This window comes from Streptococcus mitis (assembly GCF_905187535.1).
Taxonomy (GTDB): domain Bacteria; phylum Bacillota; class Bacilli; order Lactobacillales; family Streptococcaceae; genus Streptococcus; species Streptococcus mitis_BS.
Window position 1 is genome coordinate 62,117 of record NZ_CAJJIE010000047.1, and the last position, 17,393, is coordinate 79,509.

The 17,393-nt window shown below is 41.4% G+C and carries 17 protein-coding genes, 1 pseudogene and 1 riboswitch; of the genes and pseudogenes, 16 read left to right on the forward strand and 2 right to left on the reverse strand.

Features of this window, described 5'->3' with window-relative positions:
- Positions 1–3 precede the first annotated feature (3 nt).
- On the reverse strand, positions 4–1,353 hold the full coding sequence (gene trkA, locus JQ841_RS05180; RefSeq protein ID WP_000691701.1) for a Trk system potassium transporter TrkA: 1,350 nt from the start codon (positions 1,351–1,353) through the stop codon (positions 4–6).
- A 188-nt stretch (positions 1,354–1,541) separates the two neighbouring features.
- Between trkA and JQ841_RS05185 the strand changes: the two genes are divergently transcribed.
- From JQ841_RS05185 to rpsI, 16 genes are all read left to right on the forward strand, one after another.
- Positions 1,542–2,390: an SAM hydrolase/SAM-dependent halogenase family protein gene (locus tag JQ841_RS05185; RefSeq protein WP_084950051.1), complete on the forward strand. Its 849-nt coding sequence runs from the start codon at positions 1,542–1,544 to the stop codon at positions 2,388–2,390.
- Between the two features lie 15 nt (positions 2,391–2,405).
- Positions 2,406–2,951, forward strand: a complete 546-nt coding sequence (locus JQ841_RS05190) for an ECF-type riboflavin transporter substrate-binding protein (RefSeq protein ID WP_000795929.1) — start codon at positions 2,406–2,408, stop codon at positions 2,949–2,951.
- Positions 2,952–3,234: 283 nt separating this feature from the next.
- Positions 3,235–4,917, forward strand: coding sequence for an ABC transporter ATP-binding protein (locus JQ841_RS05195; RefSeq protein ID WP_203180319.1), 1,683 nt, complete (start codon positions 3,235–3,237; stop codon positions 4,915–4,917).
- Positions 4,902–5,732, forward strand: coding sequence for an energy-coupling factor transporter transmembrane component T family protein (locus tag JQ841_RS05200; protein WP_203180320.1), 831 nt, complete (start codon positions 4,902–4,904; stop codon positions 5,730–5,732). The genes JQ841_RS05195 and JQ841_RS05200 overlap by 16 nt, the downstream gene beginning before the upstream one ends.
- A gap of 192 nt (positions 5,733–5,924) precedes the next feature.
- Positions 5,925–6,428, forward strand: a complete 504-nt coding sequence (locus JQ841_RS05205; RefSeq protein WP_203180321.1) for a tRNA (cytidine(34)-2'-O)-methyltransferase — start codon at positions 5,925–5,927, stop codon at positions 6,426–6,428.
- A 59-nt stretch (positions 6,429–6,487) separates the two neighbouring features.
- Positions 6,488–6,722, forward strand: a riboswitch (FMN riboswitch).
- Positions 6,723–6,885: 163 nt separating this feature from the next.
- Positions 6,886–7,449, forward strand: coding sequence for an ECF transporter S component (locus JQ841_RS05210; RefSeq protein WP_000185823.1), 564 nt, complete (start codon positions 6,886–6,888; stop codon positions 7,447–7,449).
- The gene (locus JQ841_RS05215) at positions 7,439–8,089 is read left to right on the forward strand and encodes a phosphatase PAP2 family protein (RefSeq protein ID WP_238395599.1); all 651 of its coding nucleotides are present in this window, start codon (positions 7,439–7,441) and stop codon (positions 8,087–8,089) included. Before JQ841_RS05210 ends, JQ841_RS05215 begins: the two co-directional genes overlap by 11 nt.
- Positions 8,090–8,116: 27 nt before the next feature.
- Positions 8,117–8,536 (forward strand): chromosome partitioning protein ParB, encoded by a 420-nt coding sequence (locus tag JQ841_RS05220; protein WP_203180322.1) that lies wholly within the window; start codon positions 8,117–8,119, stop codon positions 8,534–8,536.
- A gap of 4 nt (positions 8,537–8,540) precedes the next feature.
- Positions 8,541–8,990, forward strand: a complete 450-nt coding sequence (locus JQ841_RS05225; protein ID WP_025171197.1) for a GNAT family N-acetyltransferase — start codon at positions 8,541–8,543, stop codon at positions 8,988–8,990.
- Between the two features lie 270 nt (positions 8,991–9,260).
- Complete coding sequence (gene pheS, locus JQ841_RS05230) at positions 9,261–10,307, forward strand: phenylalanine--tRNA ligase subunit alpha (protein WP_031237702.1); 1,047 nt, start codon at positions 9,261–9,263, stop codon at positions 10,305–10,307.
- The gene (locus JQ841_RS05235; protein WP_033681280.1) at positions 10,307–10,816 is read left to right on the forward strand and encodes a GNAT family N-acetyltransferase; all 510 of its coding nucleotides are present in this window, start codon (positions 10,307–10,309) and stop codon (positions 10,814–10,816) included. The genes pheS and JQ841_RS05235 overlap by 1 nt, the downstream gene beginning before the upstream one ends.
- A gap of 76 nt (positions 10,817–10,892) precedes the next feature.
- Positions 10,893–13,298, forward strand: coding sequence for a phenylalanine--tRNA ligase subunit beta (gene pheT, locus JQ841_RS05240; RefSeq protein WP_203180323.1), 2,406 nt, complete (start codon positions 10,893–10,895; stop codon positions 13,296–13,298).
- A gap of 237 nt (positions 13,299–13,535) precedes the next feature.
- On the forward strand, positions 13,536–14,429 hold the full coding sequence (locus tag JQ841_RS05245) for an ABC transporter ATP-binding protein (RefSeq protein WP_203180324.1): 894 nt from the start codon (positions 13,536–13,538) through the stop codon (positions 14,427–14,429).
- Positions 14,426–15,625 (forward strand): ABC transporter permease, encoded by a 1,200-nt coding sequence (locus tag JQ841_RS05250; RefSeq protein WP_203180325.1) that lies wholly within the window; start codon positions 14,426–14,428, stop codon positions 15,623–15,625. The genes JQ841_RS05245 and JQ841_RS05250 overlap by 4 nt, the downstream gene beginning before the upstream one ends.
- Positions 15,626–15,840: 215 nt before the next feature.
- A complete protein-coding gene (gene rplM / locus JQ841_RS05255; RefSeq protein ID WP_001044624.1) occupies positions 15,841–16,287 on the forward strand; it encodes a 50S ribosomal protein L13 in 447 nt (148 codons plus the stop codon).
- An 18-nt stretch (positions 16,288–16,305) separates the two neighbouring features.
- On the forward strand, positions 16,306–16,698 hold the full coding sequence (gene rpsI, locus JQ841_RS05260; protein WP_000075964.1) for a 30S ribosomal protein S9: 393 nt from the start codon (positions 16,306–16,308) through the stop codon (positions 16,696–16,698).
- A 130-nt stretch (positions 16,699–16,828) separates the two neighbouring features.
- On the opposite strand, the pseudogene JQ841_RS05265 reads toward rpsI, so the two are convergent.
- Positions 16,829–17,107: pseudogene (locus tag JQ841_RS05265) on the reverse strand (site-specific integrase); the annotation flags it as partial.
- Positions 17,108–17,393: the final 286 nt, after the last annotated feature.

Here is a 17,393-nt window from a genome sequence, read left to right on the forward strand (position 1 = left end):
TTCTTACCTCGCGATCAAGTCATAAATCTTGGTGATGTTTGGCAACAAGGTTGTTACTAGGAGCTTGTCTCCAACTTCCAACATATCCTCCCCAGTAGGGAAAATAGTCTTGCCCTTTCGAATGATGGCTGCTATAAGAACCCCTTTTTTCAGTTTTAGTTGAGAAAGAGGTTTGGCAGTCATTTTATTAGCTTCCTTGATATGGAATTGCAGGGTTTCGATTTGGCCATTGGCTAGATGGTGCATGGCCTGAAGGTCTGAATACTGGGCATTAACCCGACCACGAATAAAGTGCATGATTGTATCTACAGCGATGCTTTTAGGTGTGATGATACTTGAAAAATCAGGCGCATTGATAATCTCGAGGAGACTGGTACGATTGACCTTTGTGATATTTTTCTGTACACCTACCCTGTCAAGGAACATAGAGGTAATCAGATTTTCCTCATCGACTCCTGTTAGAGTCGCAACGGCATCATAGTTTTGAGCACTTTCTTCCAGCAGGATATCTTTTGCGGTACCATCTCCTTGAACGATGTAGAGATTTGGGAATTTCTCGCTAAAGAAGCTAGCGATTTCAGGATTGATTTCAATAACCTTGGTATCGATACGACTGTCTTTGAGGATACCTAGTAGATAATAGGCAATTCTCCCAGCACCGACGATGAGAAGGCTTTTCACGGCACGAGACTTGAAATAATTATGGAAGAGCATCATGTCAACACGGTTACCAGTGACAAAGATTCTATCTTTATCCTGTATGGTCATGTCACCACTTGGGATGATAATTTGATGATCTCTTTCTATCGCACATACAATGACATTGCCAAATTTTTTCCGAAAATCAGAAATGGGCATTTGGCAAAGACCACTTGAGGATTTAACAGTGAATTCCATCAAGCTGACCCGCCCACCAAAGAAACGTTCGACAGAGAGGGCGTTGGGGAAGTCAATGATATTCGCGATAGCGCGGGCAGCCAAGAGCTCAGGGTTAACGATAAGAGAAAAACCGAGAATATTCTTTTCCTTGAAATAAGAGTTAGAATATTCAGGGTTCCGCACCCGAACGATGGTCTCTTTAGCTCCCATTTTTTTGGCTAGAACGGCTGCAATCATGTTGACTTCATCGTATTCAGTCAGGGCGATAAAGATATCACAATCCTGGACACTGGCTTGCTCAAGGATGGTAAAATCGGCCCCGTTACCAAGGATACCCATGATATCAAAGCGATTGACAATATGATTGAGGACAGCTTCGTCTTGCTCAATCAGCAAAACATCATGCTTTTCTGCAACCAAGGAGCGACAGAGGGCAGAACCAACTTTTCCCCCTCCGACAAGGATAATTTTCATAATAAAACCTACTTCTTCATTATGTAACTATCATACCTTTTTTCAAGAAAAAATGCACCTACTAGCTAATCACCAGAGTTTTTAGTAGGAAATTTGCTATAAGGTAAAACTATACCCTAATCAATTGAAATAGCTATTAGCACCTTTCTCTGAAATATGGTATGATAAAGGATATACAAGGAGATAAAATGAATAATAATTTACTGGTATTACAATCAGACTTTGGTCTGGTTGATGGTGCGGTATCGGCTATGATTGGAGTGGCTTTAGAAGAATCTCCAACCTTAAAAATCCATCACTTGACGCACGATATCACGCCTTATAATATTTTTGAGGGGAGCTACCGTCTCTTTCAGACGGTGGATTACTGGCCTGAGGGAACGACATTTGTATCGGTGGTCGATCCAGGTGTCGGCTCGAAACGTAAGAGTGTGGTTGCCAAGACTGCAAAAAATCAATACATTGTCACGCCAGATAATGGGACGCTTTCTTTTATCAAGAAACACGTTGGCATTGTAGCTATTCGTGAGATTTCTGAAGTGGCCAATAGACGTCAAAATACAGAGCATTCTTATACCTTCCACGGTCGAGATGTCTATGCCTATACTGGTGCTAAACTGGCTAGTGGTCACATTAGTTTTGAGGAAGTGGGGCCAGAGCTCAGTGTAGATCAGATTGTGGAACTTCCAGTCGTAGAGACAATCATTGAAGATCATCTGGTAAAGGGAGCTATTGATATTCTAGATGTGCGTTTTGGTTCGCTTTGGACCTCTGTCACACGAGAAGAATTTTACAAACTGGAACCAGACTTTGGTGACCGTTTTGAAGTGACTATCTATCACGCAGATATGCTGGTTTATCAAAATCAGGTTGTTTATGGCAAATCATTTGCAGATGTGAGAATTGGGCAACCCATCCTTTACATCAACTCTCTCTATCGTTTAGGTTTGGCTATCAACCAAGGTTCCTTTGCCAAGGCCTATAATGTAGGTGTCGGTTCATCTTGGACCATTGAAATAAAGAAAATAGAATCATAAAATAGGAGAATATAGATGAAAAATCAATCAATTAAACAAGTTGTTGCTATCGGTGTTGGAGCTGCGCTCTTCGTTGTCATCGGGATGATCAGCATTCCGACACCTGTTCCAAATACAAGCATCCAGCTTCAGTATGCGGTACAGAGCCTCTTGTCTATCATTTTTGGCCCTCTAGTGGGATTACTTGTTGGTTTAATTGGTCATGCAGTGAAGGACTCTCTTGCTGGCTACGGTCTTTGGTGGACTTGGATTATTGCTAGTGGTCTATTTGGTCTAGTCGTCGGACTCTTTAGAAAATACATTCGAGTAACACAGGGTGTTTTTGAGTTGAAGGATATTGTCTTCTTTAACCTCATTCAGATTGTTGCAAATGCTCTTGTTTGGGGTGTCTTGGCACCACTTGGAGATGTTGTGATTTATCAAGAAGCTGCAGAAAAAGTATTTGCCCAAGGGATTGTTGCGGGAATTGCTAATGCTGTAACTGTAGCTATCGCAGGTACTCTTCTCTTGCTAGCTTATTCACGTACGCAGACTCGTTCAGGAAGTTTGAAAAAGGATTAACATAAAGGCAAAGGCTGGGCAACCAGTCTTTTTCGATGTTTATAGACTAGTCAGGCAAGCAAGCTATGATAGGACTCTTTTTGACGCTAAGATTTTACGAGAAGAGACTGCAAGAAGGGCTTGATTTATGATAAAATAGAAGTCTAATACTCTGCGAAAATCTAATTCAAACCGCGTCAGCTCTATCTGCAACCTCAAAACAGTGTTTTGAGCAACCTACAGCTAGCTTCTTGGTTTGCTCTTTGATTTTCATTGAGTAGAAGAAGCGAATGAAGAGAGTAAGATGAAAGAAGCTATAATTGAGTGGAAGGATTTCTCTTTCCAGTATGAAACGCAACAAGAACCGACCTTGCAAGGAGTGGACTTAACCATTTACAAGGGAGAGAAAGTCTTAATTGTTGGGCCATCTGGGTCAGGTAAGTCTACCTTGGGTCAGTGTTTGAATGGGATTATTCCCAATATTTACAAGGGTCAGACGTCTGGAGAATTTTTGATCAAGGGGCAAGCGGCCTTTGATATGAGTATCTATGATAAGTCTCATCTGGTCAGCACGGTTTTGCAGGATACAGATGGGCAGTTTATCGGTTTATCCGTGGCAGAGGATTTGGCTTTTGCTCTAGAAAATGATGTAACAAGTTTAGAAGAGATGAAAAGCCGTGTTCATAAATGGTCTGAAAAGCTGGACCTTCTTTCTTTACTGTCTCAGCGTCCTCAGGATTTGTCAGGTGGACAAAAGCAGCGAGTCAGTCTGGCTGGTGTCTTGATTGATGAGAGTCCGATTCTTTTGTTTGATGAGCCACTCGCCAATCTGGATCCCAAGTCAGGTCAGGATATTATCGAATTGATTGATCAGATTCATAAGGAGGAGGGGACGACGACACTTATTATCGAGCACCGTTTGGAGGACGTTCTGCATCGTCCTGTGGATCGGATTGTCTTGATAAACGATGGTCGTATCCTCTTTAATGGGAGCCCTGACCAGCTACTGGCGACTGATCTATTGACCCAAAATGGAATTCGAGAACCCCTTTATCTAACCACTCTCCGTCAATTGGGTGTGGATTTAAAGAAGGAAGAACAATTAGCAAATTTGGACAACTTGTCTATCTCAAAAGGCCAGGTTCAGTTGCAGAATGAACTGGCAAAAGAGACGCCAGATTTGCAGTCACTCTTTAAATTAGAGGATCTGTCTTTTTCTTATGATGATAGACCGATTTTAAAATCCATTTATTTAGATATTAAAAAGGGTGAAAAGATTGCTATTGTCGGGAAAAATGGGGCTGGGAAGTCAACTCTAGCCAAGGCCTTAAGTAGCTTTATCCAGACAGAAGGTTCTTATCTTTGGGAAGGCCAGGATATAAAAGGAGATTCTGTTGCAGAGCGGGCGGAACGAGTAGGCTATGTGCTGCAAAATCCCAATCAAATGATTTCAACCAATATGATTTTTGATGAGGTGGCTCTAGGACTTCGTTTGCGAGGTGTGGAAGAGCAGGAAATTGAAACGAGAGTCTATGAAACTTTGAAAATCTGTGGTCTATATGAATTCCGTAATTGGCCCATTTCTGCCCTTTCGTTTGGACAGAAAAAACGTGTCACTATTGCCTCAATTTTGGTCTTGGGAGCTGAAATAATCCTCTTAGATGAACCGACTGCGGGTCAAGACCAGAAGAATTATACTGAGATTATGGAATTTCTCGAGGAGTTGCATCAAAAAGGTCATACCATTGTCATGATTACCCATGATATGCAATTGATGCTGGATTATTCAGACCGAGCTCTTGTCATGGTGGATGGGGAATTGATTGCCGATACTGATCCAGCTAGTCTGTTGAGCAGTCCTGAGCTGTTAGTAAAAGCCAATCTAAAAGAGACCTCTATCTTCAACTTGGCCAAGAAACTAGACGTGGATCCACTTGCTTTAACGGCATTTTACAAAGAAAGGAGAGAAGGATGCAAGCTAAATTAATTGGTTACCAGCATAGAGATACTGTGATTCATCGCTTGTCAGGAGCTGGAAAACTTCTCTTTTTCATCCTTGTGTCATTGGCGGCCATGATTAGCTATGATACCAGACTGCTTGTTCTGATTGCCATCTTTTCGGTCTTTCTCCTCTATTTGTCAGAAATCCGCTTTAAAGATGTTTCCTTTGTGGCCGTTTTTGCGACTGTCTTTGCTATTTTAAATGTCTTGATGGTCTATCTCTTTTCTCCCGAATATGGGGTTGGACTTTACGGAGAGAGAAGTGTGGTTTGGCAGGGAATCGGAGTCTACACTCTGACCAGCCAAGAGCTCTTTTACCTACTAAATTTGGCCATTAAGTACCTTTGCACCATTCCTCTGGCTATTATCTTTTTGATGACAACTCATCCTAGTCAGTTTGCTTCTAGTTTAAATCAAATCGGTGTGCCTTATAAGATTGCCTATTCTGTCAGTCTGACCTTGCGTTATATTCCAGATTTGCAGGAAGAATTCTTTACTATCAAGATGTCTCAGGAAGCGCGTGGGATGGAATTATCCAAGAAAGCTTCTCTTATGCAACGAATCAAAGGCAATCTACGCATTATCACTCCCTTGATTTTTAGCTCGCTAGAACGGATTGATACCATCGCGACCGCCATGGAGCTTCGACGCTTTGGGAAAGAGAAAAAACGCACTTGGTATAGTTATCAGGCCTTGAAAAAAGGAGACTATCTTACCTTGTTCTTGGCAGCCTTGTTTTTAGTAGCTAGTTTACTACTTATCTTGCAGAATCAGGGACGATTTTACAACCCTTGGAAATAGCTTGAAAAAATTGAAAAAATCAAGTCGTTTCTATTGACAATGATTCTGAAAGTGTTATACTAAGAAAGTAGTTTCGCTGATTTACTTCAAACCTGTTGTGAGGTAAGTTAACGATGCCTTAACCACGCTGTTTGCTGAGCTTGACTCCGGGCAGTGTGGCTATTTTTTTGCAATGGTGAAAGGAAGCAAGTCATGACAAATCACATTGTATTATTTGAACCACAAATTCCACAAAATACAGGCAATATCGCGCGTACTTGCGCTGCGACCAATTCTCCTCTCCACATCATCAAGCCAATGGGCTTTCCTATCGATGACCGCAAGATGAAGAGAGCTGGATTGGATTATTGGGATAAACTAGAGATTTATTTTTACGAGAGTTTGGAGGATTTCATGTCTCAGATGCAGGGCAAACTCTATCTGATTTCGAAATTCGCGGAAAAAGTCTATTCTGAGGTGGATTTATCGACTGACGAGGACCATTATTTTCTCTTTGGACGTGAAGACAAGGGCTTGCCTGAGAACTTTATGCGAGAACATCCTGAGAAAGCTCTCCGTATTCCCATGAATGATGAACATGTCCGCAGTCTCAATGTGTCTAATACTGTCTGCATGATTGTCTATGAGGCTCTCCGCCAGCAGAACTTTGCAGGTCTTGAGCTTGTTCATACCTATGAAGTGGATAAATTGAAATAAAAAATGAAAATGAAAATGAACAAAATGCTTGCGCTTGCAAGCGTTTTTTGTTATGATAAAAGAGTCTTCAGGGCAGGGTGTGATTCCCGACCGGCGGTGACTTTAACTAGGAAATGATCTTTTCCTTTTATACTTTGTTGACAAGCTTTGCCTAACCAGAAGTTATGCCTACAGCTTGTCGCCTAGTCTAAAAGAAAAATCTCTATTTCCTTCTCTTTAAAGAAGTCCGCGAGCGCAAGCTGATGTGGTGAGATTCCACAACCGACAGTATAGTCTGGATGGGAGAAGACGAAAGAATAGCTTTGTCTGTTCTGATAGATTTATAGCTAAACTGTAACCGCTTGCTTGAATTTCCTTAATAGAGTGAGAGGGGACTTTTGGGATATAAAAAGTGAGAATAGATAGAGGAATCCTTTCTAACTTCTTCTGATTTTATAGAAAATTGGAGGAACCTGTTATGACAAACACACGTCGACTTTCGACCATTGCGATTTTATCAGCCATCTCATTTGTGCTGATGTACTTTGACTTTCCGCTTTTGCCAGCGGCGTCCTTCCTCAAGATCGAATTTAGTATCTTGCCAGTCCTTGTGGGTCTGGTGGTCATGGATTTGCCTGCTGCTCTAGGAATTCTCTTGCTTCGCTCACTCTTGAAATTGCTTCTTAACAGCCAGGGAGTGAATACTTACATTGGCTTGCCAATGAATATCGTAGCTTTAGGAGTTTTTGTCATCGTATTTGCTTTGATTTGGAAAAAGGAACGGACAACCCTTCGTTTCCTACTAGGCTCTCTAGCTGGAACTATTGGTTTAACCGTGGCTATGTTGGTTCTCAACTATGTTTATGCTGTTCCTTTGTACGCTAAGTTTGCTAACTTTGATATTGGAAAAATTTTGGGACTTTCCAACTACCTAATGACCATGGTATTACCTTTTAACTTGATTGAGGGTGTAATCTTTTCCGTTTCATTCTGGTTGTTGTACGTCCTTTTGAAACCAACCTTAAAACACTATGAAAGATAAACAAATATTTTTAATGAAGGGCAGTTTTGCCCTTTTACTTTTCGTTATTCTTGGCTACATGGTCAAATTTTACCCTGAAACGCTGGTCGGTTTTGACCAACCGATACAGACAGCCGTTCGAGGAGACTTGCCAGATTATTTGACTACTCTCTTCCGAGCCATTACACGCCTGATTGATATCCCAGTGATTATCACCTGGGTTGCCATCGCAGCCTTTGTCTTTTATCGTAAAAGATGGAAGATAGAAAGTTTCTTCATGCTGGGAAATCTGGCTTTGGCAGGTTTTTTAATTGTGACCTTTAAAAATATCTACCAGCGCCCACGACCAGCTATTTTACACTTGGTTGAGGAGAAGGGATTTTCCTTTCCAAGTGGCCATTCTCTGGCTGTAACCTTGATGGTTGGTTCTCTGATTGTCATTCTCAGTCAACGGATGAAAGATCCAGTCTGGAGAAAAATCGTGCAAATCGTGCTAGGTCTCTACCTAGTCAGTGTATTGGTATCAAGGGTCTATCTGGGAGTTCATTATCCATCAGACGTCCTTGCCAGTCTCTGTGTGGGCTTGGGAGTCTTGTTTATCGAGTTTCCCTTTTATGATAAGCTCCGCTTCCAATGGCGATTTAAAGGTAAGCAGAAGTGAGTATCAAATTCCTTTGAGGAGAAAGAAATGAAAGCCAATATAGCAGATCTTCATCCGACTCAACTATACTTATCAGAAAAGAAGTTGCAAGATATTCAGATGCTTTATCAGTCGGTAGAACTAAACAATGTTGATCCAATTAGTATTCTTGCATTTGGAGATTGCTTGTTGATTACAGATGGGCATCACAGGGCTTATCAGGCTTTATTGGCAGGTAGGGATACGATTTCTGCTGAGTGGGATAGAGATGGTGGTGATGAACTATATCATCTCTATGCGCAAGCCTGCGAAGAAAGAAAAATTTACTCTGTTCTGGATTTAAAAAATCATATCTTAGCTCAAGATGAGTATGAAGCAAAATGGTATAACTGGTGTGATGGTTTTAATCAAGCAGCAACTCTTTTGTTGAAAAGGAAAGCAGATGAAACAGACCCTACAAATAGATAATTCACTGCGTCTTGTTCCTTATTATAAGGTCAATCATTGTGAAGAAGCTCTTGCTTGGTATCAGGATGTGAACTTGGTTCACCTCGTAGATGGGGTGAAGCTTCCTTATAGTCAAGAAACTTTGGAAGCCATGTATTCCTATTTGGATCAGCATGGTGAGCTTTTTTGGATTGAAGTCAAGGAGAAGGGTGAATGGTTTCCAATTGGGGATGTTACACTATCTCAGGACAATCTCCCCATTGTGATTGGAAATCCCGCTTACCAACATCGAGGACTTGGAAAAAAGATCCTAAGTACTTTGATTGAATTGGCTCGAATAAAAGGATGGAAAGAATTGAGAGTCAAGGAAATCTACACTTACAATCATGTATCTAGGCGCTGTTTCAAGTCGCTTGGATTTGTGGAAAATGGAGCAACAGAAAAAGGAACGAGTTTTGTATTGAAATTAGTCTAATCTAACTTGTTTTTTAACTCAAAATCTGATAAACTATGTAGTAATTGAATAGAAATCTGCAAGACTAGTAACTCAAGGGAAGTATATCAGGGAGGAGAGCCGTGACTGCAAGCTCTTTATATGAAAGCTGGGTGAATTCACTTGTGCATGGATTTAGAAATGAAGGTCTGACTTGTCAGATAAAAACGGATGGTACCGCGTGTCAACGCTCCGAGTGGAGTTTTTGGCATGTGGTTTTCTTTTTATCTACGAGAGACTGATGGAGGAATTATGTCAACTATTGAAGAACAATTAAAAGCGCTTCGTGAAGAAACGCTGGCTAGCTTGAAGCAGATTACTGCTGAAAATAAAAAAGAGATGCAAGATTTGCGTGTTTCTGTCCTTGGGAAAAAGGGTTCACTTACTGAAATCCTCAAAGGGATGAAAGATGTCTCTGCTGAGATGCGTCCGATTATCGGGAAACACGTCAATGAAGCTCGTGATGTCTTGACAGCAGCCTTTGAAGAAACAGCTAAACTATTGGAAGAAAAGAAAGTCGCAGCTCAACTGGCTAGCGAGAGTATCGATGTGACACTTCCAGGTCGCCCTGTTGCGACGGGTCACCGCCACGTTTTGACACAAACCAGTGAAGAAATCGAAGATATTTTCATTGGTATGGGTTACCAAGTCGTGGATGGTTTTGAAGTGGAGCAAGACTACTATAACTTTGAACGTATGAACCTTCCGAAAGATCATCCAGCCCGCGATATGCAGGACACATTCTATATCACTGAAGAAATCTTGCTCCGTACTCATACATCTCCTGTGCAGGCGCGTGCTATGGATGCTCATGATTTCTCTAAAGGCCCTTTGAAAATGATCTCACCAGGGCGTGTCTTCCGTCGTGACACAGACGATGCGACCCACAGTCACCAATTCCACCAAATCGAAGGTTTGGTTGTTGGGAAGAACATTTCTATGGCAGACCTTCAAGGAACCCTTCAGTTGATTGTGCAAAAAATGTTTGGCGAAGAGCGTCAAATTCGTTTGCGCCCCTCTTACTTCCCATTCACAGAACCATCTGTTGAGGTGGATGTTTCGTGCTTCAAATGTGGTGGTGAAGGATGTAACGTATGTAAGAAAACTGGTTGGATTGAAATCATGGGTGCTGGTATGGTTCACCCACGTGTTCTCGAAATGAGTGGAATTGATGCAACGGTCTACTCTGGATTTGCCTTTGGTCTTGGACAAGAGCGTGTAGCTATGCTCCGTTACGGAATCAACGATATCCGTGGATTCTACCAAGGAGATGTCCGCTTCTCAGAACAGTTTAAATAATGATTAAAAAAGTAGAACTGGCAGATGTTGGGGTGTTGGCCAAAATTGCCAAACAAACCTTTCGTGAAACATTTGCTCATGATAATACAGAAGAGCAGTTACAGGAATACTTTGAAGAGGCTTATAGTCTGAGAGTTTTGTCAACTGAGTTGGAAAAGCCAGAATCCGAAACCTATTTCATTATGCATGAAGAGGAGATAGCTGGTTTTCTCAAAGTCAACTGGGGAAGTGCTCAGACTGAGAGAGAATTAGAGGATGCTTTTGAAATTCAACGCCTCTATGTGCTACAAAAATTCCAAGGATTTGGACTAGGTAAGCAACTGTTTGAATTTGCTCTTGAACTTGCTACCAAAAATAGTTTTTCTTGGGCTTGGCTAGGTGTTTGGGAGCATAATACAAAAGCTCAAGCATTTTATAATCGATATGGTTTTGAAAAATTTAGCCAACATCATTTTATGGTTGGTCAAAAAGTAGATACGGATTGGTTACTGAGAAAGAAATTAAGGTAAGAAGAGGATTCTTCTATTGAAATGATAGGAAAGGAAAAGAACTAGAGTGACAACTGTCATTCTGGAGAACTAAATTATGCTTGTATCTTATAAATGGTTAAAAGAATTGGTGGATATTGATGTGCCATCACAAGAGTTGGCTGAAAAAATGTCAACTACAGGGATCGAGGTAGAAGGTGTCGAATCACCTGCTGCTGGTCTCTCAAAAATTGTCGTCGGTGAGGTCTTGTCTTGTGAAGACGTGCCAGAAACTCACCTCCATGTTTGTCAGGTTAACGTTGGCGAAGAAGAAGCCCGTCAAATCGTTTGTGGTGCACCGAATGTGCGTGCTGGTATCAAGGTTATGGTGGCTCTTCCAGGTGCTCGAATCGCTGATAACTACAAAATCAAAAAAGGGAAAATCCGTGGCTTGGAGTCACTTGGAATGATTTGTTCGCTGGGCGAATTAGGAATTTCTGACTCAGTTGTGCCTAAGGAATTCGCAGATGGCATCCAAATCTTGCCAGAAAATGCCGTTCCAGGTGAGGAAGTCTTCTCATATCTAGACTTGGATGACGAAATCATCGAACTTTCTATCACACCCAACCGTGCGGATGCCCTTTCTATGCGTGGAGTGGCTCACGAAGTGGCAGCCATCTATGACAAGGCAGTCAACTTTAAAGAATTTACTTTAACTGAAACAAATGAAGCTGCGGGAGATGCCCTTTCTGTCAGCATTGAGACAGACAAGGCGCCTTACTATGCAGCTCGTATCTTGGACAATGTTACTATCGCACCAAGTCCACAATGGTTGCAAAACCTTCTTATGAATGAAGGTATCCGTCCTATTAACAACGTGGTGGACGTGACAAACTACATCCTGCTCTACTTTGGTCAACCAATGCATGCTTTTGACTTGGATACCTTTGAAGGGAGTGACATCCGTGTGCGTGAAGCGCGTGCTGGTGAAAAATTGGTGACCTTGGATGGTGAAGAACGTGACTTGGAAACAAATGACCTAGTCATCACTGTCGCAGACAAGCCAGTAGCTCTTGCAGGTGTTATGGGTGGTCAAGCGACAGAAATCTCTGAAAAGTCTAGTCGTGTTGTCCTTGAAGCTGCTGTTTTCAATGGCAAATCTATCCGTAAGACCAGCGGTCGCCTTAACCTTCGTTCAGAATCGTCTTCTCGCTTTGAAAAAGGTATCAATGTGGCAACTGTTAACGAAGCTCTTGATGCGGCGGCTAGCATGATTGCAGAACTTGCAGGTGCGACGGTGCGCAAAGGCATCGTTTCAGCGGGTGAGCTTGATACCTCTGATGGGGAAGTTTCTTCAACTCTTGCTGATGTTAACCGTGTCCTTGGTACAGAACTTTCTTACGCGGATGTAGAAGACGTCTTCCGCCGTCTTGGCTTTGATCTTTCTGGAAATGCAGACAGCTTTACAGTCAGCGTCCCACGTCGTCGTTGGGATATCACAATCGAGGCAGATCTCTTTGAAGAAATTGCTCGTATCTATGGATATGACCGCTTGCCAACCAGCCTTCCAAAAGACGATGGTACAGCAGGTGAATTGACTGCGACACAAAAACTTCGCCGCCAAGTTCGTACCATTGCTGAAGGGGCAGGCTTGACTGAAATCATTACCTACGCTCTAACAACTCCTGAAAAAGCAGTTGAGTTCACAGCTCAACCAAGTAACCTTACAGAACTCATGTGGCCAATGATCGTGGATCGTTCAGTTCTCCGTCAAAATATGATTTCAGGTATCCTTGATACGGTGGCTTATAATGTGGCTCGTAAGAATAAAAACTTGGCCCTTTACGAGATTGGAAAAGTCTTTGAACAAACAGGTAATCCAAAAGAAGAACTTCCAAATGAGATTAACAGCTTTGCCTTTGCCTTGACAGGCTTGGTTGCTGAAAAAGATTTCCAAACAGCAGCAGTTCCAGTTGATTTCTTCTATGCTAAGGGAATCCTAGAAGCATTATTTACTCGCTTGGGACTAGAAGTGACCTATACAGCAACAGCTGAGATTGCTAGTCTTCACCCAGGTCGTACAGCTGTGATTTCACTTGGTGACCAAGTTCTTGGTTTCCTTGGGCAAGTGCATCCAGTCACTGCTAAGGCTTACGATATTCCAGAAACGTATGTAGCTGAGCTTAATCTTTCAGCCATCGAAGCAGCGCTTCAACCTGCTGTTCCATTTGTGGAAATCACGAAATTCCCAGCAGTCAGCCGTGACGTTGCCCTTCTCCTCAAGGCAGAAGTGACTCATCAAGAAGTTGTAGATGCTATCCAAGCTGCAGGCGTGAAACGTTTGACAGATATCAAACTCTTCGACGTCTTCTCAGGTGAGAAATTGGGACTTGGCATGAAGTCAATGGCTTATAGCTTGACTTTCCAAAATCCAGAAGACAGCTTAACGGACGAAGAAGTCGCACGCTATATGGAAAAAATCCAAGCATCACTTGAAGAAAAAGTGAATGCAGAAGTGCGTTAACTCATCAATCCATCCTCCGGGGTGGATTTTTGCTTTTCAAATAACAATTCAGGATTAAAAATAGACAGTTGAGGAACAGAGAAGATAAATTGGACTTTACCACTGTATAATGGATTTATCACTAAAACGCTCCAGGCCATATTTTACACAGCAATAGTCTTCTAAAAATGGACAGAAATTATTGTAAAGGCTATCAAAAAGGAGTATAATGAGTGCAAGACATTTCGGAGGTGAAAGATGCTAGAAGTAAGAAGTCTAGAGAAAAGTTTTGGATCCAAGCAAGTTTTGTTTGGTATTGACTTTCAAGCACGACCAGGTCGTATTTTGGGACTAGTCGGAAAAAATGGTGCTGGGAAAACAACGATTTTCCACAGTATTTTGAAATTTTTAGAATACCAAGGAGAAATCAGTCTGGATGGGCAGGATATTCGTCAGGAGACCTATGCTCGGATTGGCTATTTGCCTGAAGAACGTAGTCTTATGCCTAAATTGACAGTCCTTGAACAAGTTCGCTATTTGGCTACTCTAAAAGGCATGGATGCCAAGGAGGTCAAGGAAAAACTCCCTCAATGGATGAAGAGGTTGGAAGTGAAAGGCAAGTTGACAGATAAAATCAAGAGTCTGTCAAAAGGAAATCAGCAGAAGATTCAGCTCATTATTACTCTGATTCATGAACCAGACCTGATTATCTTGGATGAGCCTTTCAGTGGATTGGACCCAGTCAATACAGAATTGCTCAAACAAGTCATTTTTCAGGAAAAAGAGCGAGGAGCAACCATTATCTTTTCTGACCATGTCATGACCAATGTCGAGGAACTTTGTGACGATATTCTCATGATCCGAGATGGCCGTGCGGTCTTGCATGGACCAGTTCAGGATGTTCGCAATCAATACGGGAAAACGCGTCTCTTTGTTTCAAGTGAACGAAGCAAGGAAGAATTGGAAAACCTTCCTCATGTCAAGCAGGTGAGCTTGACCAAACAAGGGAGTTGGAAATTGATCTTGGATGATGAGAGTGCTGGTAGAGAACTCTTTCCAATCTTGACTCAGGGGCAATATATCGCAACCTTTGACCAACAAGCGCCAACAATCGATGAAATCTTTAAACTAGAATCAGGGGTGGAAGTATGAGAAATATGTGGGTTGTAATCAAGGAAACCTATCTTCGACATGTCAAATCGTGGAGTTTTTTCTTTATGGTGATTTCACCGTTCCTCTTTTTAGGAATCTCTGGAGGAATTGCTTATCTCCAAGGCTCTTCAATGGCTAAAAATGATAAAGTGGCAGTAGTGACAACAGTGCCATCTGTAGCAGAAGGACTGAAGAATGTAAATGGTGTTAATTTTGACTACAAAGACGAAGCAAGTGCCAAAGAAGCGATTAAAGATGAAAAATTAAAAGGTTATCTGACTATTGACCAAGAAGATAGTGTCTTGAAGGCCGTTTATCATGGAGAAACGTCGCTTGAAAATGGAATTAAATTTGCAGTTACAGGTACACTTAATGAACTGCAAAATCAGCTTAATCGTTCAACTGCCTCCTTGTCTCAAGAACAGGAAAAACGCTTAGCGCAGACAATTCAATTCACAGAAAAGATTGATGAAGCCAAGGAAAATAAAAAGTTTATTCAAACAATGGCAGCAGGCGCCTTAGGATTCTTTCTTTATATGATCCTGATTACTTATGCGGGTGTAACGGCTCAGGAAGTTGCCAGTGAAAAAGGCACTAAAATTATGGAAGTCGTCTTTTCTAGCATAAGGGCTAGTCACTATTTCTATGCACGGATGATGGCTCTGTTTCTAGTGATTTTAACGCATATCGGGATTTATGTTGTAGGTGGTCTGGCAGCCATTCTGCTCTTTAAAGATTTGCCATTCTTGGCTCAGTCTGGTATTTTGGATCACTTGGGAGATGCATTCTCGCTGAATACATTGCTCTTTATTTTGGTCAGTCTCTTTATGTATGTAGTCTTGGCAGCCTTCCTAGGATCTATGGTTTCTCGTCCTGAAGACTCAGGAAAAGCCTTGTCGCCTTTGATGATTTTAATTATGGGTGGTTTCTTTGGAGTGACAGCTCTAGGTGCAGCTGGTGACAATCTCATCTTGAAGATTGGTTCTTATATTCCCTTTATTTCGACCTTCTTTATGCCATTTAGAACCATTAATGGCTATGCAGGGGGAGTAGAAGCATGGATTTCACTTGCTATTACAGTGATTTTTGCGGTGGTAGCAACCGGATTTATCGGACGCATGTATGCTAGTCTCGTTCTGCAAACAGATGATTTGGGACCTTGGAAAACCTTTAAACGTGCCTTAGCTTATAAATAGAAGAGCCTCGCGGAAGCGAGGTTTTTTAGAGATAAAAAGAGTGGAATTCAGAAAAATATTTTTCATATCTATTGACTTTTAGGGGTGAAATTTGGTATTATAGTAGGCGGTATTGTTTACCCCATTTGAAAGGCCCCGGAACCTTCCAAATACTTTTCGATGGGAAGGAACACCCATCACCGTAAACAAAAATCGAACTATATATAGGAGAAATCATGAACAAAACAACATTTATGGCTAAACCAGGCCAAGTTGAACGTAAATGGTACGTAGTTGACGCAACTGATGTACCACTTGGACGTCTTTCTGCAGTAGTTGCTAGCGTACTTCGCGGAAAAAACAAACCAACATTTACACCACATACTGATACAGGTGACTTTGTGATTGTTATCAATGCTGAAAAAGTTAAATTGACTGGTAAAAAAGCAACTGATAAAATCTACTACACTCACTCAAACCACCCAGGTGGATTGAAACAAATCTCTGCAGGTGAACTTCGTTCTAAAAATGCAGTACGTTTGATCGAGAAATCAGTTAAAGGTATGCTTCCACACAATACACTTGGACGCGCTCAAGGTATGAAGTTGAAAGTATTTGTTGGAGCTGAGCACACTCACGCTGCACAACAACCAGAAGTTCTTGATATTTCAGGACTTATCTAAGGAAAGGAACAATAAAGTATGTCACAAGCACAATATGCAGGTACTGGACGTCGTAAAAACGCTGTTGCACGCGTTCGCCTTGTTCCAGGAACTGGTAAAATCACTGTTAACAAAAAAGATGTTGAAGAGTACATCCCACACGCTGACCTTCGTCTTGTCATCAACCAACCATTTGCAGTTACTTCAACTGCAGGTTCATACGACGTTTTCGTTAACGTTGTAGGTGGTGGATACGCAGGTCAATCAGGAGCTATCCGTCACGGTATCGCTCGTGCCCTTCTTCAAGTAGACCCAGACTTCCGCGATTCATTGAAACGCGCAGGCCTTCTTACACGTGACTCACGTAAAGTTGAACGTAAGAAACCAGGTCTTAAGAAAGCTCGTAAAGCTAGCCAGTTCTCAAAACGTTAAGAATCAGCTACAATACAGCATTTACAACACTTCATGGTTCACACCATGGGGTGTTTTTTTGATGATTTTTAGCAAAATTCACACCATTTTCCACACCAAATTCACACCATTACTTTTTAAGATTGCGATAAGCAATCTCTCCAACAGCCATTTCAGCCTGTTTTGCTAATGTTGCTCCTGTATGTCGTAATTTATGAGGTGTAGCATGTTCCAGCTCTTTATGTCGCTTTCTGATACTTTTCATTTTATTGTTTAGATAGTCAGCATGTAAAGGTTTGTTGATGTTTCCTCTTGTGTCGATATATGTAAAAACAAATTGTTCTGGATTACTGATAATGCCAAATTTTGCCAGTTCATATTTTTGTTGTTCTTTCCAAGAGGTAAGGAGTTGAAGTAAGTCATTAGAGATAGATAAAATAGGTTAGCAAAACTCAATTTAGGAGAAAATGAAGGAAATGTTTCCATAATAAAAATATCCCAAAAGTTAGATTTTTTCTGTCTAACTTTTGGGGTGCAATTCAAAAAAGCCTGATAGTATACGTTTTATCCTAGAAATATTTACTAGATGTTCTTCTCAAACTGACTTTTTAAAAGTTACCTTATCAGCAATTTCAAATAAGTTTATGGAGCTATTTTTGGAAAAACTGTAGACTGTCAAAGCTTACCACAGTCTTTAGCATTTCAATAATTTAGAT